Below are 26,410 nucleotides of genomic sequence, written 5' to 3' on the forward strand. Positions count from 1 at the left end.
CAGGGGGTGTTCCAGAGATGCCCTTTTTTTATTTGTTCTTGCGCTGGCGGCTCGATCGAGCAATCGTTCCGGCCTGCTACCGGTTGTTCGAGACCATCTAGCGTCGATGGTCGCGTCGAACGCGGAGATCGACACACGCCGGACCCGGCGAGATAAGCCGCGTCGAGGCAGCCGATCTGTCGAGATCACGGCGCAGTCTACACGAGTGAGACCGATTCCGACCGTTGCTGCGCGAGCGAAGTTCTTGCGGACGTCCTATACGCAGCGTCGACATTTTGAATGGGACACTTTCGGTACCAAGCGCGCGACGGACGATGGTTACGGCGGTCACGTCGCGCTTTGCGGTATCTGCCCGCTTACTACGTCTTCGATCGCACGAGCGAGCGATCGAGAAAATCGATCAAGAGTGGCGCCATCTCGTCGAGCTTGTCTTCCAGCGCGAAGTGTCCCGTGTCGAGAATGTGTATTCGCGCATCCGGAAGATCCCGCAGATAAGGATGCGCGCCTTCTTCCGGGAAGATCTTGTCGTTCTTGCCCCACACGATGATGGTCGGCGGCCGATGCTCACGGAAGAACGCCTGAAACTCAGGATAGAGCGGCACGTTCGTCCCATAGTCCAGAAAGAGGTCCATCTGGATTTCGCGGTTGCCGGGCCGGTCGAGCAGCGCCTGATCGTGAATCCAGTTATCCGGGCTGATTCTCGATACGTCCGAAACGCCGTCCGTGTATTGAAAAATCGTCGTGTCCAGCGTCACGAGACTGTGCAGCGCTTCGCGATTCTTGACCGAATTGTCTGCCCAATACGCTTTGATCGGGTTCCAGAATTCGCGCAGCCCTTCGACATACGCGTTGCCGTTCTGAACGATGAGCCCCGTCACCCGCGCCGGGTCCATGAGCGCGAGGCGGTATCCCACAGGCGCGCCGTAGTCCATCACGTACATTGCAAAGCGGTCGATGCCAAGACGCTTGAGCAACGCATCGACGATTTCAGCGTAATGCTGAAAGCCGTACTTGAAGACGGTGTGATCGGGCGCATCGCTCTGACCGAAGCCCGGGTAATCGGGCGCGACTACGTGATACTTTTCGGCCAGGATGGGAATGAGATTGCGGAACATATGCGAGGACGTGGGAAAGCCGTGCAACAGCAGCACCACGGGGGCTTCCGAAGGCCCCGCTTCTCTGTAGAACACGTTGAGCCCATCGATATTCTCGGACTGGTATCGAATGACAGGAATCGCGGTCATGGTGTATCCCGAACAAGGAGTGGTTATGGCGCCGCGTCCCGGCGAGCACTTGTTTCGCTCGGAACCGGTCTGCAGCGGCCTGAAGCCATACTGCAGCGTTTGCGCTTCTTGCGGAATCACCCCGGCGCAGAATGCACTGTTCGGGTTAGGAGAAGAATAAACGGGGCGGCTGAAGGCGGACGCCGGCGGCCGCCGCGCCACGACCACCATCACGGATGTGCCGTGTGCTTTGTCGCACGGCGTATTCGGTAACACCAAGCGTAACGGCTGGCTTTCCGACTGTTCAGCGCGGCGGCGCGAAGGGATTGATAGGCCGAACGCTATCGACGTTCTTCACACGTTCGAGCATCTGTACTCTTTCCCAACCGGAAACCAGTGCCTCCAGTCCTCGCACGACATCGGCTTCCATGGCCTGCAGTCCCACGTCGCCTCTAAAACTGGCGCTGAAGGCGGCATGCCACCGGTATTGGAAGTACCCCGAGACTTCTTCGATGCGCTCGGGCGTCCCTGACTCCGTAAAAATCACGGATTCAGGCGAAAACACGTCGTAGAAGACCATGTGCGGTTGGTCGGACTGCACCGCGACGCTGGGTTCATCGCAAACGAGCAATGACGCGAGCAACTGAATAGAGCCCTTCAAACCTCTTGGCGTCTTGAAGACCCAGATCCGCTTAGGCAGCCGCTGGGAGAGCGTGACCAGTTTGGCGCTGCTGGAGCCAATTGAACCAACCAGCCCGTTCTTGACGTTCTGCTCGAAACTTGGCGCGTGATAAAAGATATCCATGTGCTGCTAATAGCCTCTTTGTTTGCGACTTCCAATGCTGTTTCGTCCCGACGATTCGTGCGACGCAGGCGCGCAAGAACGACGATCGAAGCCAGTTACTCAGATGCACGCGCGGGAGCGCGCCTATTCGATTTCTTTGTCGCAAGGAACACTCACCGGCCTCGAGTATTCGATGCTCTTGCAAGACGTGCGGTTCACGAAAGTCGACACGGGTCGGGTGACATCCGACCAACCACGCCCGACCACGCGGCTCGCTAGTGAGTCAACAAGGGCGCAGCGCGCCGCGTGCCACGACGTGCCGCCATGAACGCGAGCCAACACACTACCGCGCCAAGCACGGCGACCGCTGCGCCGAACATTCCGACCCAGGCTAGCCCGACATCGCGAGCGACGAACTTTCCGACCAGCGCGCCGGCTCCGATGCCTATATTGTACAGAGCGGAAAACATCGAGATGGCTATGTCCGCCGCATCCGGAGCCAGTCGCAGCACGTGTGCCTGCATGGCAAGCCCGAAGCAGATGATCGCCACGCCCCAGAACAGCAAGAGCATCGACAGCGTGCCGACGTACTGTCCGCAAGGCCAAAGCAACAGCAAGCAAGCGGCAAGGGCACACAAGGTCCACAGCAGGAACCGGCGCGGGCGGTTGGCGTAAAAGCGACTGAAGCAGACTGCGGCCGGAACGCCCGCGGCACCGAACAGCACCAGCAGAAATGTCACTTCGATATTGCTCGCGCCTGTCACGGCGCGAGCAAACGGTTCGAGATAAGTGTAGGAAGTGAAGTGCGCGCAGACCGTAAGAACCGTCACCGCGAAGAGCGCAACCAGCACGGGTGTCTTGAGGAGCTTTGGCAGACTGTTCAACGAACCTGAACCCTGGCTATCGAGTTTTGGCAACGTCAACCATAACGCGCCCATGCCGAGCACCGCCGCGCCTGCGATGATCTGGAAGGTCGCGCGCCATCCGAAGGTATCGCCTATCGCTCGTCCGATGGGGACACCGGCCACCATGGCGACCGATGTTCCGATCGATATCATCGCGAGTGCACGGCGCTCTCCGTCCGGTGGAACCAGGCGCACGACGAGCGGGATGGAGATCGACCAAAAGACGGCATGCGCAAACGCAATGCCGATTCTACCCAGTACGAATATCTCGAAGTTCGGCGCGACTCCAGTCACGATATGACTGAGTATGAACACGATAAAGACGCGCATTAGCAGGGTGCGGCGTTCTACTTCGCGGACGAACAAGGTCAACGGTAATGACGCGACGGACACCGTCCATGCGTAAATGGTCATCACCACGCCGACGTCGGTCGGACGCATGTCGAGGCTGTTACCAATTGCGGTAAGCAAACCGACGGGCACGAATTCGGTGGTATTGAAGATGAACGCCGCGAAAGTCAGCGCCATGACACCCCACCAAGGGCGCTTGAAAAACGATAGATGGTGCGTGAGCATCAGGGAACTCGAGGACGAGGGGCGTCGTCGCGTAACGTTGCCTCGCGACGACGCAATCATAACAACACCGTTGCTCGCGGTATGACACGACGTGCCGTGCCATGCGGGAATGTTCCCTCGATGTGCTCGCGTTGCTGCACTTGCCTTGCAAACGCTAAGCGGCCTAAAACCGCTCCGCCCGGAACGGATGCGGGTCCACGAACGGATCTTCGCCCGTCATCAACTCGGCGATGAGCCGTCCGGTAACGGGGCCGAGTGTCAACCCGTGATGAGCGTGCCCGAAGGCGAACCAAAGCTTCTCATGATTCGGTGCGCGGCCGATGACAGGCATCATGTCGGGCGTGCAAGGCCGGCGTCCGAGCCAGGGCACCTCGTCGAGACGTTCGCCGATTGGAAACGTCTGACGGGCGAAGGGCTCCACGGCCTCGAGTTGCACAGGCGTTTTCGGTGAGTCACGAAAGCCTAGCTCGACGCCGGTCGTCAATCTGATGCCACGAACCATCGGCGTGATGACGTAACCGATTTCCGCATCGAGAACGGGCTGATTCAACGTTGCTCCAGCCTTCGCCGCATAGTGCATGTGGTAGCCGCGCTTTACTTCGAGCGGCAACGCGTAACCCAGCTTCGTCGTGACGTCATTGGCCCACGGTCCCAAGGCAACGACGACCTGGTCCGCGGTGACCACACCCGACTCGGTGGTGACCCGCCACCCGGACTCGAGTGTCGACGCGTCGCCAATGAAGAACGTGCCGCCGAGCTTTTCGAATAAGTTTGCGTAAGCGCCGACGAGCCCTGATGGATCGCTCACGGACTCCGCCGACGAGTACCGGATTGCATATCTGAGCGCGGGACCAAGAGAGGGTTCCGCTGCCTGTAAAGCGCCATCGGCGAGAACGTCGAACGGGATGCCATAGGCGTCCTGCCAATGCGACGCCTCCGCCATGGCCGCTTCGAACGCTTTTGAAGTTCGGAAAGCGTTTATCCAGCCTTGCGTTCGCACTAAAGATTGCGCTCCGGCCGCTTCGATCAACTCGCGATGTTCCGAGACGCTGTGCTCGATGAGGGTCGAGTAAGCCTTCGCAATCTTTGCGTGACGGTCGGCGCGCGAATGATACCAATAACGGTAAAGAAACGGCACTAGCTTAGGCATTGCTGCCGCATGAAATCGAACATCCGTGGCGCGATTGCTCGCATACCTGGCAATCTTGGCGAGGTCACGAGGAAAAGCATAGGGATAAACGCCCTCGCGCTGAATTATCCCTGCATTGCCGAGTGAGGTTTCATTGCCTGGAGGCTTGCGATCGATCAGTGCAACGGCGAGTCCACGGCGCTGCAAATGAATCGCTATCGACGTTCCGACAATACCCCCGCCCAATACGACTGCATCGAAGTCCATGCGTCTTCCTTGTGGTCAATCCATCTTGCCGTCCGGACGCCGGCCATAACCGCGTGCTGAACTGCCGGACTGTATTCTATTTCCAAGGCTCCCAGAAATTGCAGCTCCAGATTTCTGCACGTCCGGAAGCGAAGCAGCGGATGCCGTTGGTGGGAACCCCCCGGAGAAGCGTGTTTTCTTACCGACTGCTCATACGGTCCTCGCAAGTTTGTTCATGCAGTCTTGCCATTCGTTGTGAGGTAAGCTCGTCTCGCGGACAACGGGACCGTCTACGTTGGCAGGCTCGCCACGTGCGACCAGGCGTCCACTGCATATTCCGGATCATCTCTCATTCCAATGTCGCCTAGCAGAACCATGAAAATGCTGCGTCAGGTCGGCGAGTTTCTCAAGCGAGCTACGCAAGCGTTCATGCTCGTCTGGAGCACGTCACCGCTATTTCTCAGTGGGCTTCTCGTCGCGACCATCGTTGCCGGCGTGCTTCCCGCGGCGGCCGCGGTCATTGGGCAGCGTATCGTCGACGCGGTCGTCACGGCCTCTCATGAACCAGCGCATCGCTTACATTGGCCGGTCGTTCGCTATCTCCTCCTCGAAGCATTGGTGCTCATCGCGCTTGCGGCGAGTCAGCGGTCGTTGTCCTTGCTGCAGGCGCTACTCCGCGCGCAACTCGGGCAGAAGGTCAACCTGCTTATATTGGAGAAGGCTCAAAAATTGAGTCTCGTTCAATTCGAGGATTCAGAGTTCTACGACCGCCTTGTAAGAGTACGGCGAGACGCGTCTTCACGGCCGTTGTCGCTCGTGATGAAGTCGCTCGGTCTGGTACAAAACCTTATCTCCGTCACGACTTTCGCGGTGTTGCTCGTGAGGTTTTCGCCATGGGCGCTTGTCATTCTGGTCGTCGGTGCCATTCCGAGCTTTATTTCCGAAGCGCGATTCTCGGGTAGCGCCTTCCGGCTCTTTGGGCGAAGGACGCCCGAAAGCAGACAGCAGAATTACATCGAGTCTCTGCTCTCGAGTGAAGCGAACATCAAGGAAGTCAAGCTGTTTGGCTTTGCCCCGCTTCTTCTGCAGCGCTATCGCGACACCTTCGAGAAGCTCTATGCCGAAGACCGCGCACTCACGTTGCGACGAGACGGTTGGGGTTTTCTGCTCGGCGTGGTCGGCACCATCGCGTTCTATGCGGCTTATGGATGGATTGTCCTTGAGACGGTGAGCGGAGCCATCTCGCTGGGGCAGATGACGATGTACCTCGTGCTGTTCAGGCAAGGTCAGAGTGCGGTGAGCAGCAGCCTGTCCTCGATTGGCGGGCTCTACGAGGATGGTCTCTACCTGAGCGACTTGTTCGAGTTCCTCGCGCAGCCCGAAAACGTGAGCTCCGGTCATCTGACTCAAGGAACGCATCCGGGACAAGGTCTGCAGTTCGAGCGTGTGTCGTTCGCTTATCCGGGTGCCGAGCGCCCGGCACTGACCGACATCAGCTTCGATTTGAAGCCCGGGCAGACACTCGCTTTGGTAGGCGAGAACGGCTCGGGCAAGACCACGCTCATCAAGCTTCTCACGCGCCTTTACACGCCGTCCGCCGGTCGTATCCTTCTTGATGGTTCGGACCTCCAAGAGTGGGACGAATACACACTGCGTCGCCGGATCGGTGTCATTTTCCAGGACTTCATTCGTTACCAGTTCAAGGCTGGCGAGAACTTGGGCGTCGGCGATATCGAAGCCTTCTCGGACAGGACCCGATGGAGCGAAGCGGCACAGAAGGGCATGGCTGCCGCGTTCATCGAGCAGATGGAGAACGGATACGAGACTCAACTCGGACGCTGGTTTGCGGGTGGTCGAGAACTCTCGGGCGGGCAGTGGCAGAAGATTGCGCTGTCAAGGGCCTATATGCGGGAAAGCGCGGATATCCTGATTCTCGACGAGCCGACCGCCGCCCTCGACCCCGAAGCCGAGGCTGGGGTGTTCGAGCAGTTTCAGGCGCAGTCAGGGCAGCGGATGTCCATTCTGATTTCACATCGTTTTTCGAGCGTGCGAGGAGCCGACCAAATCATCGTGCTGGACCAGGGGCGGATACTGGAAAGCGGAAGCCATCGACAACTACTCGCGCTGAATGGACGTTATGCGCACCTGTTCGGCCTACAGGCGCAGGGGTACAAATAAAGGTGCCCATACATCGCGGTCGTTGTACGGGCGTTCTTCGCTGCAACCCATCTCGGCGCGCTCGATTGCTCAGACCGTGCTCGCGCGATGGCGCCGAAATTGCGCAGCCGATAACCACAAGGCCGAGATAAGGAAGTAGGCCGCACCGACGCCCGCGTAACCGGCTATCTTCGAAATTGCAAGCGTAAGAGGTGCGGGTGTAAGCGCCAGAAAGAAGCATCCTGCAAGTGCCGATTGAGCGCCGCTAAGAACCATGGCCCATTGCGCGCCGAAGCGCTTCCATCGACGTAACGCGGTGGCGAGTTGAAGAAGCCCGGACAAGATGGCCCAGACGCCGACGACGCCGAGGACCCATGCCGTATTCGTTTTGAGCGCAATGATCACGGCGGCGGTCGTGGCCGCGCTGATCGCAACGTTGATCGCCTGCGTGCGATTGCCGGTCTTCCCGCCGCTTCGCGACATGTCGATATAGTTCGCGAATGCATCCCATGCCGGGTAGATGACCAGCAAAACCGCCGCGCCGGCCACGGAGTGCAATCCGACCACGAAGGCCAGCGCCACCCATACGATCGAAACCGCCGCGCGGGTGAAATAGTAGTTCTTGAGCCAGCGCTCTGCGTTGGCGAGCGTTTTTTCTGGCAGTGAGTAGTCGGACATGGTGACTCCTTGCAATGACTGGTTGGCGCTTCACGATGACCGAGATCTTTGCACCTCGCGCGTGCACTGTGCATCGGTCGAATGACCGAGGCTATGGGAAATCGATGTCGCGTATAGTGGGCGCATTTCCGTGCAAAACTCCCGTGGTCATCCCATGACTGATCAGGAAGCCGGCCAGTCTCCCTTGCTCGTGTTCGATTGTGTGAAGGCGCTCGCCTTCATCGGTGACTTGAGCATGGGGCAGCCAACCGACCACTCGCCTCGTACGGCGTGGCTCGCCTCGCGTCTGGCGAGTGCGGCCGGTCTCGCGATCGCGAATGCCGACGTAGTGCGCGAGGCGGCGTTGCTGCGCTGGTCCGGTTGCACGGCAAATGCGTCGGGCTTCGCGCAGGTTTTCGGTGACGATGTAGCGTTTCGCCAGGCCATGCTCGAGGATCATCCGGATTGGGCGGAACCGCTCGAAGCGCTCGGCGACGCTGGCGCGGCGCTCACGCCGCTTGCCGTGACCCATTGCGAGGTCGCGGGAGAAGTGGCGCGCATGCTCGGACTCGCGCGCGCGACCGAAACGGCGTTGCGGCACATCTTCGAGACGTGGGACGGTCGCGGCTTGCCTTCGCATCTCACGCACGAAGCGGTTCCCGTGCCTGTGTCCATCGTCTCGCTAGCGGGCGATCTGGAAATCTACAGCCGCGTGTATGGCGTGGACGGGGCGCTCGCTAAAATCGCGAAGCGCGCTGACATGCGCTATCCGGCAGTGCTTGTAGGATATGCGAAGCGCCATGCGGTGCACTGGCTGAAGGAGTTAAATTGCTTGACGCCCGCCGAAGTCGATGCGGTTCTTTCAACCGCGCACATGCGGCAGACCACTTCGCCGGAGTTGATTGCAGACGTCATCGACCTCAAACTTCCGTGGATGACGGGCTTCTCGCGCGCGGTTGCATCGACGGCACTGGCGGCGTGCGCCCGGCTCACCTCGAGCGATGAATCGCGCGCCCGGGTCTATCACGCCGGGTTGATCCACGGCATTGGCCGCGCGTCGGTGCCTAACGCGGTGTGGAATCAACCGGAGCGTTTGAGCGAAAGCGCGTGGGAAAAGGTGCGTCTGGTGCCGTACTGGACGTCGCGTGCGGGACGTCTGGCGGGCGCGATAGGTGAAGCGGCGGAGGTCGCATCGTATGCCTATGAACGCCTCGACGGCTCGGGCTATTTTCGCGGCGTGCGCGATCAGGCGCTTGGGTTGGAAGCGCGCGTGCTGGCCGCGTCTGTTGCATGGGTGGCGCTTCGTTCACTGCGTCCGTGGCGAGCGGCGCTTTCACCCAACGAGGCCGCACAGAGAATGCTCGACGAAGTCGCTAAAGGCCGCTTCGATGCCAATGCAGTCGATGCGCTGCTCACCGACGCCGACGCTCCCGTAAGACGTCAGGTAAGCGATGCTCCGTCGCGTGCGCTGCTCTCCGTGCGAGAGATCGACGTCTTGAAAGCGATCTCACGCGGCGCGAGTAACAAGGAAGCCGCACGCGAACTCGTCTTGAGTCCAAGCACGGTGCGCACACACGTAGAGAATATTTTTCGCAAACTCGAATGCTCGACACGCGCGGCGGCAACGCTCAAGGCATCGGCAATGGGCTGGCTTTGAAGCGCGCATGTCTGGCGAGCGTGCGCGCTTCGTATCGAAATCAGTTCTGGATTGCCTGAACCGAGCCGCCATCCACCCGAACGTTGCTGCCGTTGATGAACGACGCACGATCCGAAACCAGCAAAGCGATGGCCGCCGCGACTTCCTCGGGCTGACCTCGTCTCTTTTGAACGATTCCCGGCCGTTCCTCGTCGAGAAAACTCTTGACCGCCTCGTCGAAGGACACGCCCATTTGCTTGGCGCGTTTTTCCATCATGCCGTTCGTCATGCCGGTTTCGATGAATGCAGGCGAGACGGTATTGCACAGCACGCCTTGTGCAGCCTCTTTGTAGGACAGATTTTTGATGAATGCAGCAAGCGCGGCCTTGGCAACGTTGTACACCGCCTCTTCCCAGTAAGGCTGCACCGCGTTCTCGGACGTGATGCAAACGAAGCGCCCCCAGCCCTTCGCACGCATGGGCGGAATGGCCGCACGAGCCACACGTACAGCCGAAAAAAAGTCGGTCGCCCAAGCTTCCTCGTAGTCTGCATCCGCCAGTTCGAGCGGATCGCCTTTTGCGCCGGTAACGCCAGCCGTATGAACCACGATGTCGATCTGCCCGAACCGTTCCGTGCCTCGCTTGACGAGATCGTCTACCTCTTGTTGCCTGGTCATATCGGCCGCAATCAACAAGCTGGATTGCGCGAGCACGCCGGCTTCCTTTTCGAGCTTTTGCTGATCCACGTCCGACAGCACCAGATGCACGCCTTCCTCACTCAATTGTTTTGCAACCGCGAGACCAATGCCGCCGCTCGCGCCGGTGATGAGCGCCACGCGCCCCCTGATTCCCAAGTCCATGGATTCCCCTTAGTTGATTGATTCCGCAACCACGCAAGTCGTCGTGGCTAAAGCGTCTCTGCAAAATTCAGCATCTCCTGTGCCAAGATCCGCGGCGTCTGCAAGGGCATGAGGTGGCCTGCGCCATCGATCACGCTCACGTTGCCATTCGGAAAATGCTTCAATGTTGTCATGCGTTGCTCGTCCGGACCGGGCACTTGCTTATCGTCCGCGCCGCAAACGAGCAACGCCGGATAATCGAGCGTACCGATGCGATCGCTCCAATCCTCCTTGCTGCCGCCGTCCACCCATGCGCGCCAGGCAACGAGATCGACGCGTTGGGCATCGTGGATTGCGACTTCGCGAACATCATCCGGCAAGCGGTGTGCGCTCGATTCATCCACGAACGCTTCCGCTTCCGGCCGAGTCTTGCCATACGCTCGTTGCTGTTCCCGGTCCTGCTCGCTCATGGGTTGCGGTCCGGGAGGCGAGGGCGCGACGAGGATCAAGCCTGCCAGATAGTCCGGCTTGCGGGCCGCGAGCACAACCGCGACTTTGCCCGTCATCGAATGACCGACGAGCACGCAACGTTCGAGTTGCAATGCACGGATGGTAGCGTCGATGTGATCGGCCATCTCGCTCACGCTGTAGCCTTCGATATGCGCGGCATCGCCGAAGCCGGGGGTATCGAGCGCGACGCAAAGGTGTTCATGGTCGAGAAAAGGCAAGGTAGGAAACCAAGTACGGTGTGAGCCGCCTAAGAAATGCATGAGCACGAAGGTGACGTCGCCTTGGCCCTGTCTGCTGTAAGGGAGCATGAGTTTCTCTGGATGGTCGGGACCGAGCGCTGAATTCGTTCCTCGATCAGCGCTCCAAGTGAGCGCTTTAGCCAGATTTGTACCCGTCGATCGTCTTTGCTCGTTGGCGGAAAGCAACTGCATACTCTGATGAATAAAAGAAATGCTGCATCCAACACCCAGGCTTCTACGTATTTGATTTTGCTGCGGCATGTTTGACCCGTCGCGGCTCTATCAAAATCAGACCGACGAATCGAACACGGGTGTCGAGGCTCGTGGTCCTTAAGGAGTTCCGAAATGGCAAAGACTGCGTCGCATGTCCAGGTTTCGTGCGTGTTGGCTTCACTCGTGTCCGCGCTGGTGTCCATGCCCGCGCTGGCGGGCGGAAACGGTAACGGCGGGAGCGGCAGCGGTGGTGCTCATGGCGCGGCTACGTCCGAAAGGACCTACCACAGCGAGCCAGTGTCGAGTCCGTGGAACAGAGATCCGGGCGATGTGAACCGAACCTATGAGCCGGGCAACAAAGCTTCGTCGCAAGCCATGCCGCAGAGTTCGGACATGTCGTCGGGTGCCGTCAAGTAGTTTGCTTGAGGCGAACGCGTCGTAGCGGTTTTAATCGTCAGGCCCGACGGTCGTGAGCGACACTGCGGGCCTGGCTGCAGATTCAAGTTCGGTTCATCTATTGCAGATGCGGCGAAGTGCCGGCATGCCGCTTCTCAAGCTTTAGCCAGCCTGATGCTGCTCGCGTCGCCAGTGAGATAACCGACAGTCGCGCCGAATCGATCTTTATAATTCGCGCGCAGTAAAGGATCGACGGTCGCCTTGACCTTGTCATGCAGCGGACTCTCCCAGTCGCCCGCATGCTGGAAGTTGCTCATGATGTAGGTCCAGCCGTTGATCTCGTCGACCGCGTGTAATCCGGTGGATTCCGCCGCCGACGGGCACGAAAGCACGCGTGCAAGCGTTTGGGTATCGACGTTATAGGCCCAAAGGAAGTTGTTCACGTGTGTGCTGGAATCTTCGCCGATGAACAACGTGCGCAGCTTCTCCGAGAACTTCAGGTTGTCCGGATTTGCGATCTTGTCGGGGTTCGCGAGGTTGCCGAGCGCGTCGGGCGCAGCCAGGTCCTCGCCGACGAGCGCGGCGGGCGCGGCCATGTCGACCGGCACCCATTCGCTGTCTATCGCCGCGCCCGTCACGTCTTTCTGACCGGCCTTGAGATTGAGCGCGTACACGGCGCCTGCGACGATGGTCTTGTCGACCGCGACATCGCGCGAGGCCGCGTTGCCCTTGACCATCGATTTCTCGACTCGGGACATCGCCGTGTACACGATCTTGTCCTTCGCGTTGACCGTCGTGCCTTCGAGCTTCGTGAATCCCATGCTGCCGCCGATGAGCGCCGCATAGCGGTGCGTTTCCAGATACGCCGCCGCTTTGTCCATGCCCGGCTTGACGCGGACCCAGTTGAACGTGCCGTTGAAATTGATCTTCGTGTAGCTGGCGTCCGCCGGGTCCGCGGTGGCGATGTCCATGATGTCGGCTGCCTTGAGTGATCCGGCGAGTGCTTCGATTTCAGCGCTCGTGGCATTGCCGATGCGAATCCACGAGAGGTTCGCCGATCCCGCGCCCGCCGACGAGGTCTGCGTCCACTTGGCGACGTACAGCGTGCCTGACGAGAGGTCCGCCGCTTTGTCCGCGATGAACATGAACAAGCCGCCGTTGGTCGCGTCGTCGCCCATCATGACGGTGCGTTGGTCCGGCATCACCTGGATCAATTCGTGTGAGATGCGTCCGAGGCAGTAATGCTTTTTGATCGATGCCGTCCCGTCCGGATTCACCGTGACTTCCGGCAAGTGCCCATAGTGGTAGGGATTGGCGCGCGTCGCGTCGCCATATAGCGCTAGGCTGAAGGCCTTGAACTGCGCGTTCTTCGCGATGCTCGACGCGTCCGGCTCGTACTCCTCGCTCGACAAGTGCGTATTCCAGGGCGAAAGGCTCGCGCCGCACGTGATCCATAGACCGTTCGCTTTCGAGGTGTCTACGTTGTGATATTTCACCAACGTGAGGTGGCCCGTCGTCGGGTTCTGATCGAGCGTCAATACCGCGATAGGCGAGGGTAACTGGCCGTACTGCGACGCGAGGCTCTGATCCCGCGTGGTGTATTCGAACTGCACCACGGCGAATACGGTCTTGCCCTTGATGCCCGGCACCGTTGCATTGGCAAGCGTGAGCAACGAACTACCGTCGGGGCAGTCGGAATAGAACTGACGCTCCTTGCCCGGCACCGAGGTATCGATGATCGGCTGGCCGTTGATATCGTAATAACCGCCTGCAAGGATGTTGCCGCCACTGCCGTTCGGCACCATGTCGCCGGTGACGAAGAACGGTTGATAGGCGAGCTTGTACGCTTGCGTGGTGCCGTCCGCGAACGTGACGTTGAGTGACGATTTCACCGTGGTCGTCGCCATCGACGCGGGATCGTTGAGCGTGGGTGCGGCCATCGACGTGAATGCCGCGCTTGCGAACGCCGCGGTGGCAGCCGGGGCCGCATTGGAATCACTGCCGCCGCAGCCGGCGAGCGTCGTGGCGGCGGCGAATCCGCCGAGCGGTAACATCGGCGCCCCCGCAAGAAGTTTAAGCGTGCGGCGGCGGGAAAGATTCGTCCGGTCGGACATGGGAAGTTCCTGTTTTTATCGATGATCGGGGGATCAGGCTGCTTAGGCACTCGGCCCGCGTGCAGCGTCGAAAGAGGAATGTAAGGCCGGATGATGAAATGTATATGACAGGAAAATAGAATTATTTAGAAAGAATTGGGTTGTGCTCATGCACGTGTTGGCGAGCATTTGTGGAAAATGCGAGAGTCACTATCGGCAGCAAGATAGCAAGGATGCAGTCGGCGCGTGGCAGAGGTCGGGTGGCTGACTTTGCCTAAAACAACAGATAGTCGTGCCCGGATTTTTGACTCACGACGATGGCTGGCAACAGAGCGATTCGTTCGATTCTAAGAAGAAGAATCAGCGGTGGCGATCTTCAAAGACGCTTGAGCGAAATTCAGCCATTAATGCCTTAACGTCTAAAGAAGCAGGTTCTTAGCTGGCTGTCCCACTTCGACAAAAGCCGTTCAAGGCTTAAGATCAGACCCCTGATGGCGCCTTAACAAAACGACCGCTAAGACGCTAAGCGCTTATAGCTTTCGCTTGACAGGATAGCTGCCGGACCAACAACCGCTTAAGGCTAAAAGCAACCTGCAAACGAAAAAATGCTAAGGTTATGCAATAGCTTAAACGAGCGAAGAGCATGCTGAATTTGACATCGGATCTGCATGGTAATGCCTTGCTATGTTCGCTTCCCGCGCCGGAGTGGAAAGAGATCGCACGCCATCTGGAGTTGATCGAACTGCGTAGCGAACAACGCCTGTATGATCCCGGCCAACAAATGCAGTATGTCTATTTTCCGACTACGTCGATCATCTCGCTTCTTCACATGGTGGAGGACGGTGCATCGACCGAGATTGCCGCCGTCGGGCGCGAGGGCATGACAGGTTTGCCGGTGCTAACGGGCGGCAAGTTCATGCCAACGCGTGTTCAGGTCCAGTTTCCCGGATCTGCGTACCGCATCAAGGCTCATGCGTTGCGTGAACTCATTGGCCGTTCGGCGTTCTTGCGCCGTTTAATGCTTCTATACACGCAGGCGTTGCTGACCCAGGTTGCACAGACAGCCGCATGCAACCGACATCATTCGCTGCGCCAGCAATTGTGCCGATGGTTATTGACGCAGGCGGACAGGGCGCCGTCAATGGTTTTGCGCGTCACTCAACAAGGCGTCGCGGACAGCCTTGGCGTGCGAAGAGAAGGCGTCACCGAGGCGACGGGCAAACTTCACGATGCAGGCTTGATTCGGCACGGCCGAGGCAGCATTGAAATTCTCGATCGCGTTGGTCTGGAGAAGCAGGCGTGCGCTTGCTATTGCATCTTAAGAAAAGAATTCGAAAAGATTCTGCGACCGCGACAAGTCGATCTCGCCTGAGCGAATTGGGTTTAGTGGCTGCATTGACGGTTGCTGGCAAGAAGCGCGTGGCTTGCAATTTTTTCGAGCGCTCTGGCAAAGGCTGATAGCCGCGCAGGCGCTGTCCGAAGCCACGCTATGGTCTAGCTAAATTAGACGCAAAGATTGCTCGTGACGCAACTGCGTACGCCTTAAACGAAGGCTGCGGCGCGCCTGAAGCGCGTGTGTACTTACGCGCCGCTTAACCCCATGCTGCATAATGCATCGGCTATTCCAGAACAAACCTTGGAGATGTCGATGCTGCTGTCTGAACAAAACGTACTCGTCACCGGCGGCGCGCGCGGACTGGGCGCGGCGATCGCTGAAGCCCTCGCGCGTGAAGGCGCCAGTGTCGTCATCAACTATCGTCGTAGCGAAGCGCAAGCGAACGTGCTGGTCGAGCGGCTTGGACCGCGCGTCGTGGCGGTTCAGGCCGACATCACGGATCAGGCATCCGTCGCGCGTCTCTTCGACGAAGCGCTCGCTAAAAGCGGCCGGCCGATACATGCCGTCGTGAACAACGCGCTTGCCGAATTCAGCTTCGATGGCGACGCGCGACCGAAGATCGGCGATATCGAATGGACGCGCTTTCAGCAGCAGATCGAAGGCGCCCTCAAGGGCGCGCTCAATACGATTCAAGCCGCGTTGCCCGCAATGCGTGCCGCTGGCTTTGGCCGTATCGTGAATGTCGGCACCAACCTATTTCAGAACCCCGTCGTGCCTTATCACGACTACACGGCGGCCAAAGCGGCATTGCTCGCGTTGACGAGAACTGCATCGAACGATCTCGGACCGGACGGCATCACGGTGAACATGGTGTCCGGCGGACTCTTGCGCACGACCGACGCCAGCAGCGCGACGCCCGAAGCCGTGTTCGATATGGTCGCCGGATTCACGCCGTTGCGCCGTGTCACGACGCCGGAAGAATTCGCCGACGCAGTGCTGTTCTTTCTCTCACCGTGGGCGCGAGCGGTGACGGGACAGAACCTCGTCGTCGATGGCGGTTTGGTCAAGGATTGAAGCGTCTTGCTCACACATGATCTCTCGACAATTCCCAAGCACGGCTCTCAACTCAAGGCGCGACATCATGGCTTATGAAAAGGTGAGCGTTTCCACTCGCGACGGGACGTGTCCCGTTCACGTTTTCACCGCCGATACGGCAACGCCCTCGCCGGTCATCGTCTTCTACATGGATGCGGGCGGCATACGTCCAGCTGTATCGGATATGGCGCAACGGCTGGCGAACGCGGGCTATGTCGTCCTGCTGCCAGACCTTTTTTATCGCCACGGTTCGTATGGGCCTTTCGATCCCGTGGAAGTATTCAAGGGCGATGTGCGAGCGATCCTCGGGCCGCTGATGGTCACCACGGGTAACGCGAAGGCCGCCGAAGATACAGAAGCATTGCTTGCCTACATAGACACGCGCACGGACGTTGAACCCGAACGTATCGGCGCGGTCGGTTTTTGCATGGGCGGCGGCATGGCTATCACCGCCGCTGGCCAATATCCCGATCGCTTCGCGGCGGTGGCAAGCTTTCACGGCGGCAATCTCGCAACCGATGCCCCTGACAGCCCGCATCTCTCAGCGCCACGACTAAAGGCCGAACTCTATATCGCAGCGGCCGACGCCGATGGAAGTTACCCGTCATCCATGGCGCAGCGCTTCGAAGACGCATTGAAGCAGGCCGGCGTTCGGTATGTCGCTGAGACCTATACCGGCGCCGCGCACGGCTGGATGAAGCCGGATTTTCCGGTCTACGACCAAGAGGCCGCCGAGCGCGGATGGTCCACGATGATCGAATTCTTCGATCGGACGCTCAAAGGTCCGGTCTGAAATCTTCGCGCGATGATCATGTCGTCGCGCGATCGTCGCGAAGCTCCGCTTACGAAGTCCCTATCCGCCGTTACGTTGGTGCGGCGCGTCACAGCACTAATTACCTTCGTCGCATCCCACTAGACCATAAAGAGAAAAAACGATCGTAAGGTGTTCTCCTACTGATCCGCATGCGAACTAGTCAGTACATTTACAAAAACAAAACGGCTGACGCGATCGACCGAAGGCACGTTAGCTCATGCGTTCGATCCATGCATTCAAACGAGGAGAGAGACGATGTTCAGGAAACCGGACGATGACGCGAGCCAGAAGCACGGCGTAAAAGCGAGCGATGCGCGTCGCGAAGGCATGAGTCGGCGAGACTTTGCCAGATTACTCGGCGCCGCGCCGCTCGCGTTGCTCGTCGGGTGCGGCGGGGGCGGAGACGATTCATCCAATTCTTCAGGGACGTTGGCGCTCGATCCAACGGCCAAAGCCGCGAATCCAGACACTTACACCGACTTCGAATGGTACAAGTGGACGTTTCCCATCGACAAAACGCTGGATGCAGTCGGGACAGCAAACGACGGCGTCGGCCAGATGTACGTGCGGCTTTACACGCCGAAAACGGTGGCATCGACGACATATCCGCTCGTGGCCGTGCTGGGCGGGTTAGGCAACGACGCCAACATGACGGCCAACTTCTACGCCTCCAACGGCGCGGCGGATTTCGCAAACGCGGCCTTGCAGGCGAAGTATCCGTCATACATCGTGACGGTGACCGTGCCTTGGGAAGCGTGCGTCAACTACGACGCCGAGATGGTCTATATGAACGCCATCGGCGAGTTGATGAAGGCCATCTCGACGCGCGTAGGCAATGTCGACTCGACGCGCATATACGCAACAGGCATCTCGCAGGGCGCGGGTTGGTCCTACGAAGCGGCATCGTTGCAACCCGATCTGTTCGCGGCACTCTTCATCAATTCAGGAACGGTCGTCCATACGACCTGGGGCAACGAAGCAGACCTGACCAAGTTAAAGGACGTCAACCTCTATATCGCGCACGGGGCGCAGGATCAGTACATTCCAGTGAACGAAGCGTACCGGGTGTACAACGACTTGTCCGCTCTCGGCAAACGCAACATCAAGCTGGACGTGGTGACGGGAACGCACGCGCTGTCGGGCACGCAGTATTTCCCGGCCACGCCCGTTACGAGTGTTTATCCGTGGCAGGACTGGCTCCTCACGCAGAAGAAGGGTGTGGGCTTCGATGGCCCCGTGCTTACCGAGGTCAGCCCCTTCTCCGCGTATCAGTGGGCGGGCCGCTCGGTATTACCGGATGTGCCAACTTGGGCTACCGACGTACCGTACGCAACGTGGACCGAGCCACAGGACAATCCGACCTGGGACACCATCAAGACCCGGCTTGCTGTTCCCACGGTGAACGGAACGAGCAGCGGCGGCTATGTGATCGGACGCTTTCGTATCGGCGACGAAACGCAGACCACCTATGACAGCGCGACGACGGCAACCGCGGGTCTCAAGTCCGGCCAATTGCTATGCATGACCATTCAGGGCTACACCGGTGCGTACGGGGACGACTTCGCCTCCTTCAACGCAAACTGGACCGTGGAATGGGCCGTGATGGCGGGGCAGGTTACGAGCATCGTCTTGACGAATCAGGCGAGCCCGGCGCCCATTGCCCGACCGAGCACGGTGAACTTGACGAACGGCGGCGGCCCGAACGTCAATAACTCGCTTGCGACGCCGAATGTCCTCGATGGCAAGCAGGTCTATCTGAGGATCGCTCTCGCGGACACTTACACGGGCACTGCGCTCAAGGTTTATGTGCGCTTCACCAGAAAGTTATCGAGTGCGCCGCAAGGGCCGGAATATGCGTCGTACTGGCATGTCGTGGACTTGCCTGTGAATCTGGCTGCCTGATTTATCGATGTGGGAAAACGGCGCTTCATACTCATGCGCCGTTATTCCGCAATCGCGTCGGTGCCCGCTCGCTGGCTGCTGCTTGGCGCGCGGCATTGACCACAGGATCGAAGTCCAACGCATGGACGACCCGAACCATGCTATCGAAACCCTCGACCGTCTGCATGCGCTCGGCATTCGCCTGTCTGTCGACGACTTCGGCACGGGATACTCTTCTTTGTCGTACCTGAAGCGCATGCCCGGGAACGAGATCAAGATCGATCGATCCTTCGTCATGGGCATCACGGATCATAAAGACGACGAGACCATCGTGCGCTCGACCATCGATCTCGGGCACAACATGGGACTGAAGGTCGTGGCGGAAGATGTCGAGAGCGAACAAATGATGACGCGCCCGCGGGAGTTGCAATGCGATCTTGCGCAGGGATTTCATTTGAGCCGCCCGCTGCCGCCGGCCAAGCTCGAACTCTGGCTCGCGGGTTGGGTCGAGGAGAACAATCTGCGTTTCGCGTGAACTCATCCGCAGGTCACGTTCATCCGTTTTTCTCGTTCGACGAAACTTCCGATGCAAGCCGATGCATGGACATCCATGCCGCCAGCGCACGGACGTGGGCTTGCTTCGATCAAACGATTGCTCGCTTCGAGCAGTCGCGCACAGCAGTGAAGGGGGCGCCGCTCGAAGTCATCGAGGAAAATAGTCGGGCAGCCGAAAGCCGTCATACGCGTGATTGCCGACGATGGCTTGCCTGAACGCATCCGAACGGTACGCTTCGACGATATCGTCGGTGGTCTGCGAATGCTGGTTCGCGGCTTTCACCACGACCTGATTCACGTAGGGCGAAGTCATCTCCTCGAGCGCCAGCGCCGTGGTCAGGGCGTGTCCGCTCGATACCGCGAAGTTGCCCTGAATCGCCGCAAAATCCACGTCTTCCAGCGCGCGCGGCGCCTGTGCCGATTCGAGCAGCACGAGCTTGATGCCGGCAGGATTATCGGTCACGTCGCGCTCGGTTACATCGACAGGATTCGGATTCGGACGGATGCGAATCCAGCCGATACGCTGAAGGATCTTGAGCGCGCGTTCCAGATTGACGGGATCGTTGGGCACGGCAACCGTCGCGCCTTTCCGGACCTCGGCAAGCGCATGGTGCTTCGTGGAGAAAAGGCCCATCGGTGGCGTGGGCACTTGCACCACGCCGACGAGATCGGTGCCGTTGCGGTCGTTATAGGACTTCAGATACACGCTGTGCTGCATCACGTCGGCCGCTATCTCGCCGCGATACACCGCCTGGTTCGCTTCCAGGCCGGTGCTGAACTCGACGTAGCGCACGGTGTAGCCCTTCTTCGAGAGTTGCGGTTCGACGCCCTGACGAAACTCGTCCGCGTAAGGGCCGGGCACGAAGCCTACTCGCAGTGTGTGCGTGGCATTGTCCGCGGCGAAGCCGGGCGAGATGAAGACGGCTTGGCTCAACGTCAGCGCGAGCAGGAACGGCCTGAGTTTTACCGGTGCAATCATGGGAATGAGTGGGCTGAACGAAAGCAGAAATCGTATCAACGCAACCCATGCGGGCGGAACAGATTGATCGAGCTAACCTTAGTCCGCAATGCGATAACCGAGGCTTCGCATCAATCGATAGTCTGTCGCGCGAGTTCGACTCTGGGCAGCGCAATGCCATGCCGCTCGCGAGCCGCTTGACGCGTCGTATCGATTTCCTTCTGCTTGCGAAGTTCGTCCCAACCCAGCACCTGTGCCGCGATCTCCGCGCCTTCGAGCAGCAGCGCGTTCGTCAGATGTCCGGAGATCGCGATCGTCGTGCGACGGAAGAATAGGTCCGCAAGACGCGTGACCATGTCGTGCGCGCACAGGTACTCGATCTCGCGCACCGTGAAGTCCGATGCGCTGCCAAAGGGCCGATCCGGTGCGCCCGCGCAAAACGCCGCGACTGCCGAAGCAGTCGTGCCATAGCGCGTGAGCAAGCCGTCGGCACGCTCGGCCGACACCCCATACTGTCGAACGACATTGCCGATCCATTCGGCCCGTGCATACGCATCGCGCGGAAAATCGCGGCCTCCGCCGATCGCCGTGTGACGCGTGCGGACCGCGCGTGAGCGTCCGAGGCGTGCGAGCGTGTCGTCGGTGACCGTTTCGGCGAATCCGCGAAACGTCGTCCACTTGCCGCCGACGAGCGATAAAACCGGGACTTGCGTGCCGGCAAGACGATCCACATGCATCGCGTGATCGCGGCTTACATCGCCGGGATCGGCGGCATTGGAATAGGGCAGCGGGCGCACGCCGCTGTATCGGAACGCAATGTTCGATTCGTTCAACACCACGCGTGGAAAAACTTCCCGCAGCGCGCCGAGCATGTAGGCGACTTCATCGTCCTCGCAGCGCACGGCGTCGGGCTCGCTTGTGCGGATATCGGTCGAGCCGATCAGCAACTTGTCCATGAAGGGATAGATGAGCGAGATGCGCCCGTCCTTCGAGCCGTAGTACACCATGCGGCCGCGCAGTTGCGCATGGAGCTCGGGGTGATCGACGATCAGATGCGAACCCTTCGTCCCGCCGATGTACTTGCTTTTTATGCCGAGCGAAGCATTCACGCTGTCGATCCACGCACCGCCCGCGTTGACGACGACCTCGGGCCGCACCGCGACGAGCTCGTCCGTTACGAGGTCGCGCAACCACACGACGCCGCCCTCGACGCGCTCCACGCTCGTGTAATTGGCCGCCGCCGATTGCTTGCACGCGGCAAGCCCGTCCGCGACGAGCTCGAAATTCAGGCGTTCGGCTTGCGTCACCTTGGCGTCGTAATACGTGGCGGTCGCCTTGATTGCCGGATCGAGCAGCGGCAGGTCTTCAAGCGATTGCGCTCGCGTCGCGAGATGATGACGCGGCATCGTGCGGTCGTGCCGTCCCAAGAAGTCGTACATGGCAAGTCCGATCTTCGAGATGATCGCGCCGCGATCCGCAAGCTTGGCCTTCATGCCGAAGAAGCGTCGAGCGGACGCCACCATGCCGCCGAAGTACGAGTGAATCGGCAGCACGGTTTCGAGCGGCAGCACGTAATGCGGCGCGTTCTTCAGCAACAGGTTGCGCTCCAACGTCGATTCGGCGACGAGGCGAAACTCGCCCGTCTCCAGATACTTCACGCCGCCGTGTATGAGCCGCGATGGCGCGCTACTCGCACCGGCGGCAAAGTCGGTCTTGTCGATCAACAGGCAGTCGACGCCTTGCAGCGATAAATCGCGAAACACACCCGCGCCGTTGATGCCGCCGCCCACGATCAACACGCCGATCTTCGGGCTCTGCTTCAACCGGTCGAGAAAGAAATTACGGTTTCGTTCTGTCATCGAGATTCTCCGGCTTCAATGCGAGGTGGCCGCGCGGTCGAGCGCGGGCCACAAGGGCTGAACTGCGGCGATGAGTTGCGACCAGAGCGCGTACGCGTCGTCGAGCTTCGCGTGGCGTTGCGGGTCCGGCGCATGCGTGCGCGCAACGCGGCAGGCGCGCGCCACGGCATCGGCAAGCGAATCGAAAACGCCCACGCTGACGCCTGCGCAAAGCGCCGCGCCGAGCGCGCTCGCCTCCTGACTTTCGGGTATGTCGATAGCGATGCCAAGCACATCCGCGAACGACTGCGCAAGCAACGGACTCGACGATCCACCGCCCGTCAACCCCGCACGATGCGCCGGAAAAGCGCTCGTCAACGCTTCGATGTGCCAGCGGTGATTGAACACCATGCCTTCGAGCACCGCACGCGCCAGATGCGCGCGCCGGTGCCACGAGCGCAAGCCGAAGAACGACGCGCTCGCCGGCTGCTCGAACGGAGAACCGAACAGGAAGGGATGAAACATGACCGAACTCGGTTCGGCCGACACCGCCTGCACTTCGTCGCCGATGAGATCAAACAGCGAGCATCCGCGCCGCGCCGCTTCCTGCGTTTCGTGCTGAAAGAGTTCGCGCAAAGCCCAATCGACATTGCTCGACGAAGCGGGCGAAATCGACATGTTCATCCACTGGCCGGGCCGTGTGCCATTACGGCACGACCAGCGCGGATCGAGTTGCGGCCGATCCGACAGTATTTCGTTGATGCTGAACGTTCCCGCCGTCACCGACAACACGCCCGGTTCGGCGTTGCCCATGCCGAGCGCGCTCGACGTGACGTCGTGCAGCCCGGTTGCGACGGGCGTGCCTTCCTTCAAGCCGGTTTGCGATGCGGCAAGCGCCGTCACGCGGCCGGCCTGCGCCGTGGACGCGACGATGGGTGCGAGCGCCTGGCCGATAGTCCCCAGGCCGTAGAGCGCCATGACCTCGGCGCTGTACTGCTGCGTGTTCACATCGGTGAAGGACGAACTGGCTTCGGTTGGATCGGTGGCGGGGACGCCCGTGAGACAGAGCCGCAGCCAGTCCTTGCAAAACAAGACATGGCCGATCCGCGCGAAGCGCGCTGGCTCGTTGAGCTGAATCCATTTCAGCAGGCTGACGGCGGCGTACGGATAAGGCTGCTGTCCGGTCAATGACAGCGCCCGTTCCAGCACGCCTTCCTCGCGCCAGCGTTGCCGGACGTCGAAGGCGCGGCTGTCGAGCGAGAGAATGCCGGCGCCGAGCGGCGCGCCCGCGCAATCCACGAGATAGAGCCCATCGCCGTGTCCGGTTACGCCGACGGCCGCAATGGAACCAGGCGCAATCTCGCTCAACGCATCGCGAATGGCGCCACAGGCCGCATCCCAGGTTTCTCGCATGTCCCGTTCGACATGGCGCGCACGCGGCTGCCGCTGTTCGACGCGCCGGCTGCCCACGGCGACGGTGCGCCCGGCCGTGTCGAAAACAACCGCCTTCGTGGCTGTCGAACCGCTGTCGACGCCGAGCAGATACGTCTCCATCGTGTCTCCGAATTTTTTGTTGCATCGCGTCAAGCCGACATTTCGCCTTCGGATTGCGCGATGCTTATCTAGGGTTATAGCGGATGGTAATCGAGGATCGGGTTGCCTATTGTGCTTACAGTGAAAAAAATTTCAGCACGTAGAAAAAATATCACTTCAACGTGCGCACGGAGACGACATGACGAAATCCGCCGACAGGCGTGACGCCGAGGACAGTCTTGCGATTCGCGCGGCGTGGCTGCACTACGCCGCCGGTCAGACGCAGGCCGACGTCGCGGCTCGTCTCGGCGTGAGCAGTGTCAAGGCGCATCGGCTGATCATGCGAGCGAATCAGAGCGGCGCGGTCAAGTTCACCATCGACGGCGATGTCGCCGAATGCGTCGTGCTCGAAGCGGAGCTTGCGCAGCGCTTCGGTCTTAGCTATTGCGAAGTGGTCCCCGATCTGAACGAAGGCGATCTGCCGCTGCGCGCCCTTGGCGTCGCTGGCGCGCACTTCATGCAGCGCGAGATCGCGACGCGGCAAGGCGGCGTGATCGGCATAGGACATGGGCGAACGCTCGCGGCCGTCGTGGAGAACATTCCGCGCCTGGACGCGGGCACGGTGCGCTTCGTGTCCTTGCTTGGCGGCGTCACGCGCAAATACACGGCAAATCCGTATGACGTGATTCACCGACTTGCCGAGCAGACGGGCGCGGTGTCGTATGTGCTGCCGCTGCCGTTCTTCGCCAACAAGGCCGAGGATCGCGAAGTGTTGCTGGCGCAGCGTGGCGTGCGCGAAGTGTTCGACATGGCGGCGCATGCGGATCTGATGGTCGTCGGTATCGGATCGGTGAATGCGGACGCGCAACTCGTCGCATCGCATATGATCGAGCCCGACGAAATTCAGGAAGTGCGCGACAAGGGCGGTCAAGGCGAATTGCTCGGACATTTTTTCAGCGATACCGGCCAATCCGTCGAAACATCGCTGGCGGCGCGCACGGTCGCGCCCGAACTCGACGACCTCAAGGGCCGGCGCATCATCGCGATTGCGGGCGGCGCGTCGAAGATCGCGGCGATTCGCGCGGTGCTCAATAGCGGCCTTCTGAGCGGATTGATCACCGACGAAGCCTCGGCGCTGGCGCTGAAGATGGAACCTGTCGCGACGGAGGCGGCGTGATGAGCGAGAACGCACGCGACCTTCTCATCGGCATCGACGCGGGGACCTCGGTCATCAAGGCCGTGGCCTTCGACCTGACGGGACGGCAGATTGCCGTCGCCTCGGTGCCGAACCGCTACACCACGAGCCCCGATGGCGCGGCGACTCAATCGCTCGATCAAACTTGGGGCGACTGCGCGAAGACCTTGCGGGATCTGGGCGCGAAGATCGAAGGTCTCGCGCAACGCACGCGCGCGCTGGCGGTGACGGGTCAAGGCGACGGCACATGGCTCGTCGGCGCAGGCAATAAGCCGGCGAGCGACGCATGGCTATGGCTCGACGCGCGCGCCGCGAACACGGTGCGGCTGCTGCAGGAAGGACCGGCGAGCCGCGCGCGGTTCCAGGCGACCGGCACGGGACTCGCCGCGTGCAGTCAGGGCGCGCAGATCGCGCACATGGCCGCGACGACGCCCGAAGTGCTCGAACGCACCGAAGTGGCACTGCATTGCAAGGACTGGCTGTATCTCAACCTCACCGGTGTGCGCGCCACCGATCCGTCCGAGGCGAGCTTCACCTACGGCGACTTTCGCACGCGCCAATACGACGACACGGTGATCGAAGCGCTCGGCCTCACCGCGTGGCGCGACCTGTTGCCGGAAATCGTCGACGGCACGGAGATCATGCATCCGCTGACGTCAGACGCCGCCGCCGCGACCGGCCTGCTCGAAGGCACGCCCGTGTGTCTGGGCTTCGTCGATATCGTGCTGACGGCGCTCGGCGCGGGCATTCACACGGAAGGCGCGACGGGCGCGAGTTGCTCGATCGTCGGCTCCACGGGCATGCACATGCGCGCGATGCACAACGCCGACATCCATCTGAACGCGGAAGGCACGGGTTACGTGATTGCGTTGCCGGTGCCGGGCATGTCGGCGCAAGTGCAGTCGAACATGGCGGCGACGCTGAACGTGGACTGGGTGTTGAATCTCGCGTGCGATCTGCTCGCGCAGTTCGGCACGAGCCTTTCGCACGGCGACCGGATGAAGTGTATCGACGGATGGCTGCAGTCGGGACGTCCCGGTGCGCTTCTGTATCACCCCTATATCTCCGATGCCGGCGAGCGCGGTCCTTTCGTGGACCCGAACGCGCGCGCGGATTTCATCGGGCTCACGAGCGAGAGCCGCTACCCGGATCTGTTTCGCGCGGTGGTCGAAGGGCTCGGCATGGCCGCGCGCGATTGCTATACGTCGATGGGCATTCCAATGCCGGATGAACTGCGTCTCACCGGCGGCGCGACGCGTTCGCGCGCGTTGCGCGGCGTGCTCGGCGCGGTGGTCGGCGCGCCGGTGCGTATCTCGCTGCGCGAGGAAGCGGGCGCGGCGGGCGCGGCGATGATGGCGGCGGTCGCGCTCGGCGTGTATCCCGACATGAACACGTGCATCGCGCAATGGGTGACGCCGCTGCTCGGACAAGTGGAAGCGCCCGATGCGGAACTGACGCAGTTGTATGCGCAGCTTTTTCCCGCGTATCGGAAGGCGCGCGAGGCGCTCGTACCGACCTGGGATGAAACGGCGCGGTTGCTGAAATCGCGGCATCGGCCGAACGCGCTAGCCGCAGGCCTCAACTAACGTCGAACATGGAACGC

The 26,410-nt window shown here is 60.5% G+C and carries 21 protein-coding genes; 10 read left to right on the forward strand and 11 right to left on the reverse strand.

The window, feature by feature from the left end; translation table 11 throughout:
• Positions 1–359: 359 nt before the first annotated feature.
• The 4 genes from NCT04_RS25415 to NCT04_RS25430 all read right to left on the reverse strand — a co-directional run bounded on the left by NCT04_RS25415 (position 360) and on the right by NCT04_RS25430 (position 4,884).
• Entirely contained in the window at positions 360–1,244 is an 885-nt protein-coding gene (locus NCT04_RS25415; protein ID WP_250468248.1) for an alpha/beta fold hydrolase, read from the reverse strand.
• A gap of 283 nt (positions 1,245–1,527) precedes the next feature.
• A complete protein-coding gene (locus tag NCT04_RS25420) occupies positions 1,528–2,028 on the reverse strand; it encodes a hypothetical protein (RefSeq protein ID WP_244830472.1) in 501 nt (166 codons plus the stop codon).
• A 254-nt stretch (positions 2,029–2,282) separates the two neighbouring features.
• Positions 2,283–3,488, reverse strand: a complete 1,206-nt coding sequence (locus NCT04_RS25425; RefSeq protein ID WP_284509434.1) for a sugar transporter — start codon at positions 3,486–3,488, stop codon at positions 2,283–2,285.
• A gap of 163 nt (positions 3,489–3,651) precedes the next feature.
• Positions 3,652–4,884, reverse strand: coding sequence for an NAD(P)/FAD-dependent oxidoreductase (locus NCT04_RS25430; protein ID WP_250468250.1), 1,233 nt, complete (start codon positions 4,882–4,884; stop codon positions 3,652–3,654).
• A 354-nt stretch (positions 4,885–5,238) separates the two neighbouring features.
• On the opposite strand from NCT04_RS25430, the gene NCT04_RS25435 reads away from it, so the two are divergent.
• Positions 5,239–7,041: an ABC transporter ATP-binding protein gene (locus tag NCT04_RS25435; RefSeq protein WP_250468251.1), complete on the forward strand. Its 1,803-nt coding sequence runs from the start codon at positions 5,239–5,241 to the stop codon at positions 7,039–7,041.
• 69 nt (positions 7,042–7,110) lie between these two features.
• Here the strand turns inward: NCT04_RS25435 and NCT04_RS25440 are convergent, their stop codons facing one another.
• Positions 7,111–7,698, reverse strand: a complete 588-nt coding sequence (locus NCT04_RS25440) for a DUF308 domain-containing protein (protein WP_250468252.1) — start codon at positions 7,696–7,698, stop codon at positions 7,111–7,113.
• Between the two features lie 154 nt (positions 7,699–7,852).
• On the opposite strand from NCT04_RS25440, the gene NCT04_RS25445 reads away from it, so the two are divergent.
• Complete coding sequence (locus NCT04_RS25445) at positions 7,853–9,334, forward strand: HD domain-containing phosphohydrolase (protein ID WP_250468253.1); 1,482 nt, start codon at positions 7,853–7,855, stop codon at positions 9,332–9,334.
• Positions 9,335–9,374: 40 nt separating this feature from the next.
• Here NCT04_RS25445 and NCT04_RS25450 read toward each other — a convergent pair whose 3' ends face one another.
• Positions 9,375–10,172: an SDR family NAD(P)-dependent oxidoreductase gene (locus NCT04_RS25450; protein ID WP_250468254.1), complete on the reverse strand. Its 798-nt coding sequence runs from the start codon at positions 10,170–10,172 to the stop codon at positions 9,375–9,377.
• Between the two features lie 47 nt (positions 10,173–10,219).
• Positions 10,220–10,969, reverse strand: a complete 750-nt coding sequence (locus NCT04_RS25455; RefSeq protein WP_250468255.1) for an alpha/beta fold hydrolase — start codon at positions 10,967–10,969, stop codon at positions 10,220–10,222.
• A 276-nt stretch (positions 10,970–11,245) separates the two neighbouring features.
• On the opposite strand from NCT04_RS25455, the gene NCT04_RS25460 reads away from it, so the two are divergent.
• Positions 11,246–11,530, forward strand: a complete 285-nt coding sequence (locus tag NCT04_RS25460) for a hypothetical protein (protein ID WP_244830459.1) — start codon at positions 11,246–11,248, stop codon at positions 11,528–11,530.
• 134 nt (positions 11,531–11,664) lie between these two features.
• Here NCT04_RS25460 and NCT04_RS25465 read toward each other — a convergent pair whose 3' ends face one another.
• Complete coding sequence (locus NCT04_RS25465; protein ID WP_250468256.1) at positions 11,665–13,623, reverse strand: PhoX family protein; 1,959 nt, start codon at positions 13,621–13,623, stop codon at positions 11,665–11,667.
• 622 nt (positions 13,624–14,245) lie between these two features.
• Between NCT04_RS25465 and NCT04_RS25470 the strand changes: the two genes are divergently transcribed.
• From NCT04_RS25470 to NCT04_RS25490, 5 genes are all read left to right on the forward strand, one after another.
• Positions 14,246–14,974 carry a Crp/Fnr family transcriptional regulator gene (locus NCT04_RS25470; RefSeq protein WP_244830457.1) on the forward strand — a complete coding sequence of 243 codons (729 nt, stop codon included), beginning with the start codon at positions 14,246–14,248 and terminating at the stop codon, positions 14,972–14,974.
• 276 nt (positions 14,975–15,250) lie between these two features.
• Positions 15,251–16,012, forward strand: a complete 762-nt coding sequence (locus NCT04_RS25475; protein ID WP_250468257.1) for a 3-oxoacyl-ACP reductase — start codon at positions 15,251–15,253, stop codon at positions 16,010–16,012.
• A gap of 67 nt (positions 16,013–16,079) precedes the next feature.
• On the forward strand, positions 16,080–16,826 hold the full coding sequence (locus tag NCT04_RS25480; protein ID WP_250468258.1) for a dienelactone hydrolase family protein: 747 nt from the start codon (positions 16,080–16,082) through the stop codon (positions 16,824–16,826).
• A 276-nt stretch (positions 16,827–17,102) separates the two neighbouring features.
• Positions 17,103–18,749, forward strand: coding sequence for a carboxylesterase family protein (locus tag NCT04_RS25485; RefSeq protein WP_250468259.1), 1,647 nt, complete (start codon positions 17,103–17,105; stop codon positions 18,747–18,749).
• Positions 18,750–18,870: 121 nt separating this feature from the next.
• A complete protein-coding gene (locus NCT04_RS25490) occupies positions 18,871–19,263 on the forward strand; it encodes an EAL domain-containing protein (RefSeq protein WP_250468260.1) in 393 nt (130 codons plus the stop codon).
• 168 nt (positions 19,264–19,431) lie between these two features.
• Here the strand turns inward: NCT04_RS25490 and NCT04_RS25495 are convergent, their stop codons facing one another.
• The 3 genes from NCT04_RS25495 to NCT04_RS25505 form a co-directional block, all read right to left on the reverse strand.
• Positions 19,432–20,262: a MetQ/NlpA family ABC transporter substrate-binding protein gene (locus tag NCT04_RS25495; RefSeq protein ID WP_250468261.1), complete on the reverse strand. Its 831-nt coding sequence runs from the start codon at positions 20,260–20,262 to the stop codon at positions 19,432–19,434.
• Positions 20,263–20,372: 110 nt separating this feature from the next.
• The gene (locus NCT04_RS25500) at positions 20,373–22,100 is read right to left on the reverse strand and encodes a glycerol-3-phosphate dehydrogenase/oxidase (protein ID WP_250468262.1); all 1,728 of its coding nucleotides are present in this window, start codon (positions 22,098–22,100) and stop codon (positions 20,373–20,375) included.
• Positions 22,101–22,115: 15 nt separating this feature from the next.
• Positions 22,116–23,633 (reverse strand): FGGY-family carbohydrate kinase, encoded by a 1,518-nt coding sequence (locus NCT04_RS25505; RefSeq protein ID WP_250468263.1) that lies wholly within the window; start codon positions 23,631–23,633, stop codon positions 22,116–22,118.
• Between the two features lie 178 nt (positions 23,634–23,811).
• Between NCT04_RS25505 and NCT04_RS25510 the strand changes: the two genes are divergently transcribed.
• Together NCT04_RS25510 and NCT04_RS25515 are read left to right on the forward strand one after the other, a co-directional pair.
• Complete coding sequence (locus NCT04_RS25510; protein ID WP_250468264.1) at positions 23,812–24,789, forward strand: sugar-binding transcriptional regulator; 978 nt, start codon at positions 23,812–23,814, stop codon at positions 24,787–24,789.
• A complete protein-coding gene (locus tag NCT04_RS25515; protein ID WP_250468265.1) occupies positions 24,789–26,393 on the forward strand; it encodes an FGGY-family carbohydrate kinase in 1,605 nt (534 codons plus the stop codon). Before NCT04_RS25510 ends, NCT04_RS25515 begins: the two co-directional genes overlap by 1 nt.
• Positions 26,394–26,410: the final 17 nt, after the last annotated feature.

The sequence above is a fragment of the Caballeronia sp. GAFFF2 genome (assembly GCF_023631485.1).
GTDB lineage: Bacteria > Pseudomonadota > Gammaproteobacteria > Burkholderiales > Burkholderiaceae > Caballeronia.